At 58.2% G+C, this 13880-nt stretch carries 12 protein-coding genes; 5 read left to right on the forward strand and 7 right to left on the reverse strand.

Annotation, left to right across the window (positions count from 1 at the left end):
- Nucleotides 1–211: 211 nt before the first annotated feature.
- Complete coding sequence (locus HMPREF9710_RS04030; RefSeq protein ID WP_005664145.1) at nucleotides 212–1039, forward strand: hypothetical protein; 828 nt, start codon at nucleotides 212–214, stop codon at nucleotides 1037–1039.
- A gap of 71 nt (nucleotides 1040–1110) precedes the next feature.
- Here HMPREF9710_RS04030 and istB read toward each other — a convergent pair whose 3' ends face one another.
- Both istB and istA read right to left on the reverse strand, forming a co-directional pair.
- Nucleotides 1111–1896: an IS21-like element helper ATPase IstB gene (istB, locus tag HMPREF9710_RS04035; RefSeq protein ID WP_005663619.1), complete on the reverse strand. Its 786-nt coding sequence runs from the start codon at nucleotides 1894–1896 to the stop codon at nucleotides 1111–1113.
- Nucleotides 1893–2972 (reverse strand): IS21 family transposase, encoded by a 1080-nt coding sequence (gene istA, locus HMPREF9710_RS04040; protein WP_005663623.1) that lies wholly within the window; start codon nucleotides 2970–2972, stop codon nucleotides 1893–1895. The genes istB and istA overlap by 4 nt, the downstream gene beginning before the upstream one ends.
- Here istA and HMPREF9710_RS04045 point away from each other — a divergent pair.
- Genes HMPREF9710_RS04045 through HMPREF9710_RS04055 form a run of 3 tightly spaced genes read left to right on the forward strand, consistent with a single transcriptional unit; the run spans nucleotide 2962 to nucleotide 6864 of the window.
- Nucleotides 2962–4410, forward strand: a complete 1449-nt coding sequence (locus HMPREF9710_RS04045) for a TnsB C-terminal domain-containing protein (RefSeq protein WP_157225427.1) — start codon at nucleotides 2962–2964, stop codon at nucleotides 4408–4410. The two genes, istA and HMPREF9710_RS04045, sit on opposite strands and share 11 nt — an antisense overlap.
- A 41-nt stretch (nucleotides 4411–4451) precedes the next feature.
- Nucleotides 4452–5960: an ATP-binding protein gene (locus tag HMPREF9710_RS04050; protein WP_005664147.1), complete on the forward strand. Its 1509-nt coding sequence runs from the start codon at nucleotides 4452–4454 to the stop codon at nucleotides 5958–5960.
- On the forward strand, nucleotides 5929–6864 hold the full coding sequence (locus HMPREF9710_RS04055; protein WP_005664148.1) for a TniQ family protein: 936 nt from the start codon (nucleotides 5929–5931) through the stop codon (nucleotides 6862–6864). Before HMPREF9710_RS04050 ends, HMPREF9710_RS04055 begins: the two co-directional genes overlap by 32 nt.
- A gap of 9 nt (nucleotides 6865–6873) precedes the next feature.
- Here the strand turns inward: HMPREF9710_RS04055 and HMPREF9710_RS04060 are convergent.
- A protein-coding gene (locus HMPREF9710_RS04060) for an IS3 family transposase (protein ID WP_229409723.1) occupies nucleotides 6874–7961 on the reverse strand; the annotation gives its coding sequence in 2 pieces (ribosomal slippage) (nucleotides 6874–7700 and nucleotides 7700–7961; 1089 coding nt in all).
- A gap of 68 nt (nucleotides 7962–8029) precedes the next feature.
- Between HMPREF9710_RS04060 and HMPREF9710_RS04070 the strand changes: the two genes are divergently transcribed.
- A complete protein-coding gene (locus tag HMPREF9710_RS04070; protein ID WP_005664154.1) occupies nucleotides 8030–8926 on the forward strand; it encodes a TnsD family Tn7-like transposition protein in 897 nt (298 codons plus the stop codon).
- A 76-nt stretch (nucleotides 8927–9002) separates the two neighbouring features.
- Here HMPREF9710_RS04070 and HMPREF9710_RS26930 read toward each other — a convergent pair whose 3' ends face one another.
- From HMPREF9710_RS26930 to HMPREF9710_RS04085, 4 genes are all read right to left on the reverse strand, one after another.
- Nucleotides 9003–10106, reverse strand: a complete 1104-nt coding sequence (locus HMPREF9710_RS26930) for a TnsD family Tn7-like transposition protein (protein WP_081589841.1) — start codon at nucleotides 10104–10106, stop codon at nucleotides 9003–9005.
- Nucleotides 10107–10162: 56 nt separating this feature from the next.
- A protein-coding gene (locus HMPREF9710_RS04075) for an IS3 family transposase (RefSeq protein WP_229409724.1) occupies nucleotides 10163–11718 on the reverse strand; the annotation gives its coding sequence in 2 pieces (ribosomal slippage) (nucleotides 10163–11256 and nucleotides 11256–11718; 1557 coding nt in all).
- Between the two features lie 55 nt (nucleotides 11719–11773).
- A complete protein-coding gene (locus tag HMPREF9710_RS28890) occupies nucleotides 11774–12496 on the reverse strand; it encodes a TniQ family protein (RefSeq protein ID WP_081589842.1) in 723 nt (240 codons plus the stop codon).
- Entirely contained in the window at nucleotides 12402–13736 is a 1335-nt protein-coding gene (locus HMPREF9710_RS04085) for an IS4 family transposase (protein ID WP_040775003.1), read from the reverse strand. The genes HMPREF9710_RS28890 and HMPREF9710_RS04085 overlap by 95 nt, the downstream gene beginning before the upstream one ends.
- Nucleotides 13737–13880: the final 144 nt, after the last annotated feature.

A 13880-nucleotide genomic window follows, 5' to 3' on the forward strand; every position in this document is an offset into this window, starting at 1 on the left:
TGCTGATTTGATGCTTTCGGCTGTGCATGTTGGGGACCTACCGCTGTACTCTAAATTAATCGGGTAGGTGTCTCAAGTTATATTGGCACAGGGGGTTGGCACAAACTGATTATCTTGGACCTACGTGTGCCCATCGGTTTGCGCTGTATTCCAGTCGTCTTATCCGTCCAATCTGACCCTCGATTCACCTCTGCTAAAGAAGGTGGTCACAATGGAAATATTGCATCTTGCTGAGGTATTCGAGGCGGTGCCGAACGTTGTAGAAACAGGCTTTGCCTGTCCGCAGCGTGTTCTGTGGGTCGTGCCGGACGAAGACGTGCTCGTTGCCATCGGCATACAGAAGAATTTAAAGAAACCGGGTGTATATAGCCTGCAGGAGGTGATGCGGCTTCTAAACGATGGCCTGCTTCAACGAATCGAAGTGAAGCTGCGACCATATGTGTTTCAGCCTGAGGAAGCGATCTTGCGCCGGAGTCTGGATGTTAGGGATCGAGCTTGGGCGGTTATTAAACCTCTGGTCCGCGAAGACTGTATTCCTGATATCTATCTGCCGCGTACCCGTGGCCGCCTGATCCTGGCGCGTGCTGCGGAATTAGAGCTCGATCCTAAGCAGGTGTACCGACCTTTGTATCGATATTGGGCGTACGGTAGCTGTATTGATGCGCTAATTGCGTGCTACGACTTGTGTGGACCGTCTGGTCAGCGGCAGAAGGCAGGATCGAACAAACGTGGTCGACGGCCAGACCGGGTGAAGCTGCAGAACGATCCATCGGTGCTTGGGCCGTCGAGAGCCGATGTCCAAACCAAGATCGTTCAGGGAATTCATGCCTTTCTGAAGCCCGGTGTGACGATAAAGAAGGCCTGGGAGGATACCAAGCGGACATACTTTAAAACCGGGGAGATTGAACACGGAAATCTGCTGATCCCGGTACTACCTGAAGATCACGAAGCGCCGTCGCTGCACCAGTTCAATCAGGTCGTAAAGGAGATGAATCAGGATTTTTCACTTACCAAGCGAAACATTGTCAACGGCGATTGAAAACTGATACAGATTTCGTCGTCCCAGCGATTTAAAACTGATACACCGCCGTCGCCGAACACCGTCCGTGTTCAGCCCATTTCTGCAACATCGCTCCCCCTCATCATCCCGGCCTGTCGCTGGTGCTTCAGCCGGTAGCTCTCACCTGCAATCGGCACGATATGCGCATGGTGCAGCAGCCGGTCGAGCAGGGCCGCGGTGAGCGTCGTATCCTGCGCAAAGGTCGTGTCCCATTGTCCGAACGGCAGGTTACTGGTCACGATCAGGCTGCTGCGCTCATACAAGGCCGCGATCACCTGGAAGAACAGGTTGGCCTGTTCCCGGTTCATCGGCAAGTAACCTATCTCGTCGATGATCAAGAGCCGATATGCCTTGATCGCGCGGTGCATCACCGCTTTCAAATTGTTCTGCGTATGCGCCGTCGTCAGTGCCAGCATGAGGTCGGCCGCCGTCGTGAAGCGCGTCTTGATGCCGGCCTGCGTGGCCTTGTAACCCAGTGCCATCGCCAGGTGCGTTTTGCCTACACCGCTCGGCCCGACCAGTACCACGTTCTCATGCCGCTCGACGAATCCCAGGCCGGCCAGCTCCTCGACTTGGCTGCGCTTTACGCCTTTGGCGAAGTCATAGTTAAATTCGTCCAGCGTCTTCACCACGGGGAATCCTGCCAGACGGGTCATCGTGTTTTGCTTGCGCACGTTGCGCCCAGCTGCTTCCTCCCTCAGCAGCCCCTCCAGGAAGTCGCTGTAGGCCATCTCCTGTTTCGCTGCTTTCTGGGTTGCGGCGCCGTAGCCCTGTGCCACGAACGGCAGGTTCAGGCTCTCGCACAACGCCGCGATACGCTCATGCTGCAGGTTCATGCCGCCACCCCTTCCGATACCCGCACCAGCAGCGCGTCATACACCTGCAACGGATGCTGTACCGGAGAAGGTTGCGCGATCCGCTCCACCACTGCTGCCGGCCGCGGCGCCGCAGGTGCTGCAGCAGCCGGCTGCGGCCTGGCTGCCGCGATGTCCGCCCGCCACGGTGCCGGCAGCGCTTGCAGGTGCTCCACTTCCCGCTTCAAGGCTTCGGCTGGCGGTTCTCCGGTCGTGCCGTGGATGCGCGCATTGGCCACTTCGCGCAGCCAGTGGGCCACCTCGACGTTGGCCGTCACGACGTCGAGCTTCTGGCCGCTCTGTGCCAGCCGGCTCGCCAGCGGCACATAGAACGATCGGCGCAGGTAGCCGTTGAACCGCTCGACCTTACCCTTGGTCTTGGCCCGGTACGGCTGGCACAGCTTGATCACGAAGCCGCTATGCCTGGCATAGTCCAGGAAGCCGGCGTGGAAGCGGTGCTCGCCCTCACCGTACGCATCGCGCTCCAGTACCACCGTCTTCATATTGTCGTACAGGACCCGCCGCGTCACGCCGCCGAACGCTGCAAAGGCGCGCTCGTGGCAGGCGATCAGGGTATCCACCTTCATGTTGTTGACGAACTCCACGTAGCTGGCCCGGCTAAAGCCGAGCGTCGCGCAGAACGCGTGCAATGGCGCGCTGCCTTTACGAAATTCGACCCAGTCCACCTGCAGCTGCTCACCCATCGCCGTCTCGAAACGCACCACCGGATCGGCGGGAGGCGCCGGGCGCAAGGTGCGCACGAAGGCCCTCAACTGGCTCATGCCGCCCTCGTAGCCGCGCGCGGCAATCTCGCGGTACAGCACGGTGGCTGGAATCACGTCGGGCTGAGCAGCTTGCTGCCGATCCCTCAGGTACTGCTCGAACTGCGCCAGCTTCGTCTGGCGTTTGACTTTGCGTTCGTACTTCGGCACGGCCTCCAGGGCCAGGTGCCGGCGCACCGTGTTCACTGCACAGCCTACCTCGGCGGCGATCTGCCGAAGGCTTAACCCATGCTTCTTCAGTAGTTGGATTTCCACGTACACCTCTTTGGGTTTCAAGGCCGCTCCGCAAAGCGGCCATCTTCTCAAAATGGTGTATCAGTTTTCAATCGCTGCCTGTATCAGTTTACAACCGCTGCTGACAAACATCAGCACGACTACTTGGAACCTTAAGCATCGGGGAGTACTCGGATCCTCTAAGAGCAGGGTATTTGGTCCCGCGGCGCGGTTCGAAATCGACGCAACCATCGTAGACGTCTACCTTGTATCGGTGTTCAATCGTGCCTGGCTGATCGGGCGGCCCGTCCTGTATGTTGTGGTCGATGTCTTTTCCCGAATGGTGGTGGGGTTTTATCTCGGGCTCGAGGGTCCAAGTTGGGAAGGCGCTAGGTTGGCCTTGTTCAATGCATTCTCATACAAGGCCGATTTCTGTCGGCAGCTAGGCATTGATATCGGCCCGGATCTTTGGCCTTGTCATCATCTGCCTCACAAACTACTGTGCGATAACGGCGAGCTGAAATCCAAGGCCTCAGATGCGTTACCAAAAGAACTCGGCATCACTATCCAGAACGCTGCGGTTCGCCGGCCTGACTGGAAACCTAATGTGGAGCAGCAGTTCAACCTCATCAATAATCACACCATCCATTTTGAGCCGGGGGCATTGAACCGCCGGCTGGACGAGATGAAGCGACGCCACTGTTCGCTCGACGCTTCGCTGACACTTCCTGAGTTGAGCCGGATCCTGGCCTACAAGCTGATCAAGTACAACTTGTCTGCATATCGCGCTCACGCACTGCCCGAAGAAATGCTGGGAGAAAATCTCATGGATGCGACCCCACTAGCGGTTTGGAATTGGGGGATGGAGCACCTGACGGGAGGAGCGAAGGTGCTAGAAAAACAGAGGGTGTGGACGAAGCTTTTACCGGCCGCCACCGCATCGGTCCGGCGTGACGGTATCTATTTCCATGGGCGCCGTTACGCCTGCGAGCGAGCTATCCGCGAAGAGTGGTTTGCACGGGCAAGAACGAACGGCAAGGTCGAACCGATCGAGATCCGTCATCTGCCGTATGCGCCTGCGTCCATCTGGATTCTCAACGCCATATCACGCGAGTGGGAACCCTGCGAACTGTTGGACGACAACGAGAAATATCGGCTGGCACGTCTGGAAGAGATGATTGATCGCGCCAAGTTGCTTGGCTTGGAAGCAGACCACAAAGCTTCGGCGCTGCGGCAGGTGTCCGCCACACTGGACGCCGAGTGCGAAGCAATCACGGCGGCCGCAAAGGAAGCCGCGGCGCAAGCCAAGCAGGGACTGAGCAAGACCGAGAAGAAGGCGAATGTGCATGCGAACCGAGCCTTCGAGAAAACTGCCGAGCGAGTTGAACACGCGCGTGAAGCGGCGCAGTCGTATTGCGAGCCACCGGCGCAAGACAATGTGGTGAAGTTGCGCCCCGATATGCGAAAACAAAACCCACTCGACGACATCTGGAGTTTGTAAAGAATTGGCGCCGGGAGCGGTGGCCATACTGGAGGCAGCTAATGAGTACCGACCATTCTTCTCCTGCGTATGTTGAGCAGAATATCGCAGAGTATCGCGATAACCCGCTCATAGAAGCACTTCCCCCGATCCTCACCGAGAAGGAAGCTGCGAGGGCAATGGTCCTGCGTCCGCAGATTCAGCCGGAAGAGCGTGCGATGTCGACCGAGGAGCGCTGGCACCTCCTTGCACGGCTCAAGTATGTCGTGATTCCTCGCCTAATTTTCTATGACGTCGAACGCACTATCTCGCGCCTGCTCCGGGCGGGCTACGTCGTCCGCAATCCGTTCGAGGCAACGACCTGGCGCAGCATCTATACCGCCCAGGATCACGAGCAGTGGCGAAACCTCGACTGGCAACTAATCCCGTGCGAATCTCAACTGTTCATCGTCGGGCTGAGCGGGTCTGGAAAGACAACCTGCGCCGATGCGATCTTGCGAACATATCCCCAACAGGTCATCCATCACGCTTCTTGGCGAGGGCGCCATCTGCCGATCACGCAACTGGTATGGCTGAAAGTGACCTGTCCCAAAAACGGTTCGATCTCGAGTTTCTGCCGTGAGTTCGCGCGACAGGTAGATGCCGCTCTCGGCACTGGCGGCAAATACGAAAAATTGTTTTCAAGGACAGTAATGCGTGAGGACATGCTTGAAGGGGCCATGCGCCAGATCGCTGCGACCCACTTCCTCGGCATCCTGATCATTGACGAGATTCAGCGGCTCAGTTTGCAGAAGACACACGGCACGGCCCCGTTGCTGCATTTCTTCCAGGATCTGCGCACAACCCTTCGGGTGCCGGTAGTGGAAATCGGTACTAGCAAGGCAGCCAACCTGTTCACAAATGAAATGAAGGACGGCCGCCGGGCTTCGGAAAGCGGCCTGATCCAGTTCGAGAGGCCGCCAAAGCGTGTGAAGGAGTGGGATGATTTCGTTCGGCGCATCTGGAGGTATCAGTGGGTCCGACAACCACAAGATCCGGATGACGAGATGCTCGATACGGTCTTCGATCTTAGTCAGAGCATTCCTGACTTCGTCGTGTTGCTCTTCAAGCTCGCGCAACAGCGTGCCATGCTCGATGGCACTGAAACGTTGACGCCGAAGCTACTGAGGCAGACGTACGATGATGGGTTGGGATTGCTTCACCCAGCGATCAATGCGCTACGCTTGAATACGACAAAGTCGCTGTCGCAATACGAAGATTTGCTGCCGGTCGACGAAGCCCTGGCGAAATTGCTCGAGTTTCCCAAACACGTCACGGTCGTGCAGGATCATCTTGATCAGCTGTTTCCGGTCACGGGTTTTGCCGCGCCGGCAGCGGAGACCGGACAGAGCGCATCACCACAGTCGTGTGACGGTAGCACGGAACCCGGCGATTCCGGTGAGGTCGATCCAGCACTACCTCCTGGGTACGTGGACATGCGGACCGCGGCGGATGCTGATGATCCGCACAAGTACCTGGTCGAGAAGGGGGTGATCAGCCATGAAGGCGTCAGCCTGGGCGGTCGTCGATAAATGGGGTGCGAAACCATCTGCAGCCTTAGAAGGGAAGCCGGCAGGAAGCGCTGGCGATATCGTCGTTCCCGAAGAGACGATATTTGGCATCGTGTCCCGCTACCATGCACTGACTGGCCATCCGACCTCCGGGGACACACTGATCGAATTGCTGGGTCGCCGATGCGTGACGCTGGGCACGGCCTTTCCCAGCGGCCTGAACGTGATCTCTAAGCATCTCCGGTTGCAGGTGAACACTATCGAAGAACTGATTGAAGGACACACGATTCTCCCGTGCTTCAGGCCGTTTATGAACCTTGCCCACTACACACGGATTGCCAATTCGATGGCGACGGGCACGGCAACCAACACAAAAATCGCTTTGGGACTGTTGGCAAGTCGCGTGGGAGCGGAAGACGTGCCACGTTTCTGCCCTGTCTGTGCTGGTGTCGACTGCGAGACAATCGGCATAGCGACGTGGTATCGCGCGCATCAGTTCCCAGGTGTCCTGGTTTGCCCGTACCACGGGGTTTCTCTCGTCGCATTTGACTGCCTGGCACAGCGCTTGAAACGCACGCAGTTATTTCTCCCGGCTGCAGCCGCGAAGTGGAGCGGAAAGAGCAATGTTCCCAATGTCGATGAGCAGGAACGCGAAAGATTGGTTCTTGTCTCGCGGCTCATTGCGCAGTTATTTTTGTTGCGCACTGTGCCGGTAAATCCCTTGACCTGGCGGAACCATTACCTTGCTCATTTGGTGGACCGGGGCTTGGCTACAACCAGCATGAGGGTCCATCAACGGGCGTTGCAAAGCGAGCTCCTCGGCTTTTGGGAAAGCTTGAGAAACCTGCCTCCGTTTGATGGCATATTCGCGCGTTGCAATGGGGAGGACTCGTGGGGTAATCCCCCCATTTTTAGAGCACGCTAAAAGTAGAGGTTAAGCGGCAAGGGCAAGTTTCTGTTTTGGTGTGATGCCGCCGAGCGCCATATTGGGTCGGTCGTGATTGTAGGTCCACAGCCAGCGGGTGGCAAATTCCTGGATTTGGTCGAGCGTTTCAAAGAGGTGGTGCGCCAGCCAATCGTAGCGCACGGTCCTGTTATATCGCTCGACGTAGGCGTTTTGCTGGGGCTGGCCTGGCTGGATGAAATCGATGCGAATGCCGTGCCTGGCGGCCCAAGCCAACGTCACGGCGCTGATATATTCGGGGCCGTTGTCGCAGCGGATCGCCTCCGGTTTGCCGCGCCATTCGATGATCCGGTCCAATGATCTGATAACGCGTTCGGATGGCAGCGAGAAGTCGACCTCGATTCCCAAGCCTTCACGATTGAAGTCATCGATGACGTTGAACAGGCGGATACTGCGGCCGTCGGCAAGCTGGTCATGCATGAAGTCCATCGACCAGCTCTGGTTGATCGCGGTCGGTACGGCCAATGGCAGCGGCTTCTCGCGCACCAAGCGGTGACGCGGCTTGATCCGCAGGTTCAGCTCAAGTTCGCGGTAAATCCTGTAGACCCTCTTATGGTTCCACTTGAATCCCTTGACGTTGCGCAGGTACAGGAAGCACAGCCCGAAGCCCCAATTGCGCTGGTTGTTCGTCAGCCGAGCCAGCCAGTCAGCGATGACGCTGTTTTCCTCGTCCAGCTTGGCCTTGTACCGATAGCAGGTCTGGCTGATGCCAAACGCCCTGCACGCCACGTTAATCGTGGCTGACCGCTGTGCCACGGCCCACTGCGCCATCTCTCGCCGCTGAGATGGCGCTACCACTTTTTTGCCAGCGCCTCGGCCACAATCTCGGCCTTCAGACGTTCCTCGGCATACATTTTCTTCAAGCGCCGATTCTCGTCTTCGAGCTCCTTCATGCGTGCCATCAGCGACGCATCCATGCCGCCGTACTTGGCGCGCCATTTGTAGAACGTGGCGTTGCTGATGCCGTGCTCGCGGCACAGTTCCGGGACAGGGCTGCCGGCTTCGGCTTGCTTGAGGATGGCGATGATCTGGCTGTCGGTAAAGCGGGACGTCTTCATGTAGAGCTTTCTGTTAAGTAGAAAATTCTACTTCTAAACACGCTCTTTTTGCGGGGGGATTACCGTGGTTGACGAGCCTTTACCGCCGGCCTCGCGCTACACACCATCCGCTGCTGCATGTCCTGCTGATCGGGTTTCTGGCCGAGAGCATCGAATCCTTTCTCTGGACAGATATCCCGTCTCTGGTGACTAATTCAGCGGCTGACGACCGGGCATCCGCAGCTACGGAATGCAAGATTGCCGAGCTGGCGGCTGAGGGCCGGTCGATGCGTCAGGTGGCAAAAGAAATCGGCCTATCTGTCAATGCAGTCTTGGTAAAAGCGGAAAAAATCGGCATCGGCTTTATGCGCAGGTCCAAGAAGCTCGATGTCACGGTTCGTTCGCAAGTTTGGCATGCCTTGGCGGCGGGCAACGCCATCGCGGATATTGTGAAAACGACCGGAATGTCAGCATCAACCGTTAATCGCATTCTGGGAGCGGATCGCGGCCTGCAAGCTCAGCGTACCGCCAGCCTGCGGGTGCAGCGGCAGGCACATGCCCGTGGCAAGCTTCGAGCCGTGACGGGCGCGACACCATCAGTCGGATTTAAGGCGCTCAGGACTGCACTTGGTGCCGACTTCACCTGGTTGTATCGGCATGACCGCGCCTGGCTCCAGGCTCAACTTCCCTCCACGCCCCGGATTGTGGAGCGGACCTCGTCAGTGGACTGGTGCATCCGCGACAGGGCGATGGCGGAGCGCGTGACGCTTGCGGTTGGAGAGATACTGGAACCGTCGAGACGTCCGACACGTTTGACGCTCAACGAGATCGGGCGATTCACTGGCAACGCATTGTGGCTCGACAAACATCTTGCACGGCTACCCCGAACGGCAGAACTGCTGTCCCAAGTCCTTGAACCAGCTGCGGTGTTTCGAGCGCGGCAACTTGCGTGGCGTGAGAAACATACCGAAGACGCGCTAGGTTAGCCGCTACACCGAAAGTTGAAGGGAACTGATGCGGATCTCTATTTTTTTGGGCTTGGTCAGGCTCGGCAATCTAGATCTAGCTCTTCGTATAGTACTTGCGGCCAGCGGGAGGAAACTCACGCGCCGGGCAGGGGCCGGGCCAGTCGCGTTGGATGCCGTGTTCTGCAAGCAGCCGCGTTATGGTTTCAGCGTCGTAAGAGACCGATAGATCGACATCCTGAAAAAAATCCATTAGTACGAGAGAGCGATGGTATTCCACTCCCGACCGGGCTCTTGCAATGCTGATCGCAGCATGCTTGTGCGCTAGCTTGGCCCACAAAATCCGCCTGGCATAGAAGTGCCAGTTGGATTCCGCACACTCTTCCAGCGCTTGCAGAGTTTCTGGAAAGGCGTACTGACTGAGTGCTGTAGGATTCCAGCCGGTGTCTTTGGCGAGACGGTTGATCGTAACTTTTTCTGGCTTGCCAACGGATGCATACAAGGCTGCGGCCGTCGCTCTGATCGAGCGCGCTCGTTCGCCGTCTTTCTCACTCTTGTGCGGAACTCTTGCCGGGCCAACCGGCCTAGGTTTCAGCTGCTGAAGCTTGCGTCTTAATAGGGTAACCGCTTCCAGATCGAGAGAGACAAGTCGCTTCATCATCCCATAATGCGATTTCCACAAATCTTCGATAGAGCAATTAGGAATATCGCGAGCGCGATCTGTAAGCTCGCGCGAAAGGCTTGCGATACGCTGCTTTATGCTCGGCTTGCTTGTCCTGCTGGTACCGATACCGCCAGTTCGTCGTTTCATAGCGGGCCGTTCAGTGCCAGCCGTTCGCTCATTCCCGCTGCTCGAACCGATGGAACTCAGGAACTGGGTGGCGTCGCGAAACAGAAAATGCGCAAACAACAGATGGCGGCCGAGCGGTGGTTCTGTAACGCTGGAATCATTCAGCATCTTTAACCATTCACTTAGCCGATCTTCGCGATAAGCTGCATCCGTCCTTCTTAGAAAAGCTTTTCCATAGAATTTTTCCATCTCTGTCTTCAGTCGGACATGGCTCACTCTGTCGTTGCCCCAACTGTAGCCAGTTGCACGCGCGCGCTCACGATAGCTCTCGACCAGCATGCGTGGTGACACCGTTGAGTGTGGTGCCGACTGCAAAAGCGTCGCAGAGAACTGGGCATAGGACAGCGCGATGGGAGCTGCTTCCTGTGCGGGCGGGCGGTGTTTGTCAACGTAGTTGTCGCGTCACCTCACACGACCTGCTGTAGTTTCTCTGGTCGAATCCGTTCCGGATTCAACCAGACTTGACCATCCAAAGTCCAGTTCCTGACATTGCGCGACCAGCGCCGAGGATTGCGGCTTTTCGCTTCTCGATATACCTGTTCGCGATGCTCGAGAATCGCTTCAGCCTGGCCGCCATGGCGCTGTGCCGGCGTCACGAATTTCAGGCCGCTGTGTTTGTGATCCTGGTTGTACCAGCGCACAAATTTCTGCGTCCATGCCCGCGCTTGTTCGAGCGTCGCGAACGGCTTACTTGGGTAATCCGGCCGATATTTGCAGGTCCTGAACAAGGACTCAGCGTAGGCATTGTCGTTGCTCACACGCGGCCTGCTGAACGACGGGGCAACGCCGAGTTGCTCCAATGTGGCCAGCATGGTCGAGCCTTTCATTGCACTGCCGTTATCCGAGTGCAGTACGAGCGGCCTGCCTGCCAATCCCTCGGCCAGACTGGCCCGCCGCATCAGCCGTGACGCCGATTCCGCCGACTCGGCCTCATGAACTTCGTGACCGACGATCTTGCGGCTGTAGATGTCGAGCACCATGTACCAGTAGTGGTACTTGCCCTTGATCGCGGCCGGCAGCCACGTAATGTCCCAACTCCAAACCTGGTTCGGCGCCATGGCGCAATGGCTCGTGACGACGCGTTCACTCGGCTTCTTTGCCTTGCCGCGATGGTGCTGTTGCGAGGCCGACTTCAAGACGCGGTAGAAGCTCGATTCCGAGGCTACATAGATGCCTCGATCAGCCAGCGTCGGCACGATCTGACTCGGTGGCAGACTGGCAAATTCCTCGCTGTTGGCGACAGCCAGAATCTCGGTACGCTCGTTGTCAGTGAGCTTGTTGGCCGGCTCAGGCCTGATGCAGGTCGGGCGGCTGTCGACGGCTACAGCATCATCCCCAGCCCGCACCCAGCGTTGAAACGTCCGTAGGGTGATGCCGAGCTCGCGGCAGGCCGGTGACAACCGGCTGCCTGCAGCTTCGGCTTCACGGATCAACGCTACACATGACAGGCGATCTGGGACGCTGATCAGTCTTCCTCTTTGTCCCCCCAGATCGCCTGGGCTTTTTTTCGCAGGATCAGCAACGCTGCGGCTTCAGCCAGCGCCTTCTCCTTGCGCTGCAAGTCTTTCTCCAACTGCCGAATCCGCTTCTTGTCTTCCTTCGACTGGACCTGTTGCGCCCGCGTCTGCTGCACCATGCTCACGTTGGCGGCCATGCATGCGGCTCGCCACGTGGCGATCTGCTCTGCAAATAGTCCCTTCCGGCGACAATACTCCGACAGTTCGCTCTCGTTTAACGCTGCCGTTTCCAGCACCACCGCGAACTTGTCCTCCGAGGTCCATTCCTCAGCATTTTTCCCACTACCTGGCACCGGTGTTCCTTGATCACGAAGTTGACGGCGCCAAGTATAAAGCGTCTGCTCGGTGATCCCGCTCTCCCGCGCCAATTCCGACACCAACCGGTTCTGGGGCGGCATCATCTGCCGCAACATCGCCTCTTTTCGTTCTGCTGGATACTGCTTCACACATTCTCTCTTGCCCGTCCCCGGTATGACTTCACTTAATCAGGTGACGCGACAACTATTCTGACACCGGGGGCGGGATGCTTTCGAAAACATATTTCTTGCAGGTGCATCGCCGCCAAGGTACGAGGGAAAGATTGTAATGTCGGCTGAATGCACACTCGCAGTGAGGGCATTTGTATAGCAAAGGGGAGGCGTGCTTACTGCACACTTCTACTCCAGGTATTTGATGCGATCGGTGAATGTAGCGAACACCATAGACATCCATATCTTCACGCAGGCATTCTAGGCAAAGTCGGATCGTCTCGGTAGAAAGCCGCTTTGGTGGGTTCGCCGCGTTGTTTGCGGTCGCTCTACTTGGATTGGCAGGGAACGACAGTCCGTTGAAAATTGCAAATAAGGGGTACAGCGTATGCGCACGCAAGATCTCCAGCGTGCACGCTTCCACATCCTCACCTATCCGCGATGCGAGCATCTCGACGTGCGGGGGGATCCAGGCAGACAAGTTGAACGGAGCGCAGTTGAATAACTCTTGGAAAGTGGCCGTCGGCGTCCCATTAGAGCTCAGGACATGGAACCGCCCGATAACGGAAATGATGGCTTCATCTGGTAAGGACGGCGCGACGAGATAATGCTCGGGCCCAGTTGTTGCAAGGGGTATAGGCCACCTCGTTATACACAACTCGTCAGTCTCCAAGTTCGCGTAGTGCTTGAAGGGTGAGAGCTGAGGCGCGCACGTCGCGCAGCCCTTCCCAGAGGGTCTTGGCACCAGGTTCGCCATCACCTTTTCGGCCCAAGAAGCCGCCCGCGCGGGCGATCAAGCGTATTACTTCGTTTAACGCCGGGTTGGGCTGGGGGCGTAATTTGTTGAGCAAGTAGGCGCCGCGTATCTCATCGGGATCAAAGAACAAGTGGGCATCCAGGTTCGGGCAGGTACGGCCCATGCGTACCAGATAGGCAATGCGCCAGGCTACGACCAAGTACAGCGCCAGTGCGCGCTCGATGCGCTCGATCGTGCCCAGCTGAAGTTCCTCGACCTTGCAGCCGTTCTTGAGCACATTGAACAGCATTTCAATTTCCCAGCGGGCGCGATACCAGTCGATCAATTCGGCCACCTCGGCCGCGCTGGTGGCGACCCGGTTCGTCAGCAGGCGCCATTCGATCGGCTTGACGCCGGCCGGAGCGCCGTGTTCACGCGCCACGATGCATGTGGCGGTCACCACCTTGCCCTTGCCCGCGTTCAGTTCGACCCGGCGTGCCCACAGCTGCTGGCGCACGATGCGCGCCTTGGCGCCCGGCCGCGCGGCCAGCGCGAACTCGATTTCCCCCAGCGGCGCGCCTTCCGTGGCATGCGGCCACAGCTTCTCGCTGTTGGGCAAGCAGCGGTTGTGCGCGGCGCGCACCAGCCAGTCCACCGGGCAGTCGAGCTGCTGCGCCCGCGCCATCAAGGGCAGCATGTCCGCCTCGCGGTCGGCCACATACACCAAGCGCGTGGCGGGCAGGCGCGGTGCCAGTTCCGCCAGTCTTTCGTAGCCTTCGATCCAGCGCAGGCTTTCCTTGGGGCCGCCGCGCTGGCCGTTGGTGTCGCGCAGCGCGCGCGCCCACATCCACACGTCCAGGATCCCCAGCGGCTCGCGCGCCGTCGTCACCGCGTAGGTGGGGTGGACGTACATGCCGCGCTGCGCTTCATAGCTGAGCGGTCCGAGGCCGCGCGCCTGCTGTCCGTTAAAGTCCAGTTCGGTCGTGTCCTGCAGACACAGCACCACCGACTGCTCGGCCATTCGCTGTTCCGTTTGCTGCCAGTGCGGCTCCAGGATTGCCCGCCAGTCGACGCCGTCATTGTCGAAGAAGCGATACGCGGCCATCGTCTCACCCCAGCCGTTACAGGCCTTTGGCACGCTCGCCGTCGGTGCCCCCGCCATTGTTTCCATCAGTGTCCTCGCTCGCCGGTTCAGGCGCGCGTCGCCCAGGTCGAGTTGCTCAAACTCCGAATCGGTCCATCCCTTCGATTTGCTCGCCAATTGCGCCACGCAAAAGACGAGAGTAAACGCGATTTTGCAAAGGTTTACAAGGGCGCTGGCAAGTCATTGAAAGTAAACGGGATTTTCAGCCGGCGTGGTGAGGCTGGCGGACTTGTGTATAACGAGGTGGGTATAGGCGTGTCG

This window comes from Massilia timonae CCUG 45783 (genome assembly GCF_000315425.1).
In the GTDB taxonomy this organism is placed as follows: domain Bacteria; phylum Pseudomonadota; class Gammaproteobacteria; order Burkholderiales; family Burkholderiaceae_D; genus Telluria; species Telluria timonae.

Excerpts from the sequence above, each read along its gene's own strand:
- HMPREF9710_RS04030 (WP_005664145.1), top strand. The coding sequence starts at position 212 with ATGGAAATATTGCATCTTGCTGAGGTATTCGAGGCGGTGCCGAACGTT.
- istB (WP_005663619.1), bottom strand. The coding sequence starts at position 1,896 with ATGAACCTGCAGCATGAGCGTATCGCGGCGTTGTGCGAGAGCCTGAAC.
- HMPREF9710_RS04050 (WP_005664147.1), top strand. The coding sequence starts at position 4,452 with ATGAGTACCGACCATTCTTCTCCTGCGTATGTTGAGCAGAATATCGCA.
- HMPREF9710_RS04055 (WP_005664148.1), top strand. The coding sequence starts at position 5,929 with ATGAAGGCGTCAGCCTGGGCGGTCGTCGATAAATGGGGTGCGAAACCA.
- HMPREF9710_RS28890 (WP_081589842.1), bottom strand. The coding sequence starts at position 12,496 with ATGGCGAACCTGGTGCCAAGACCCTCTGGGAAGGGCTGCGCGACGTGC.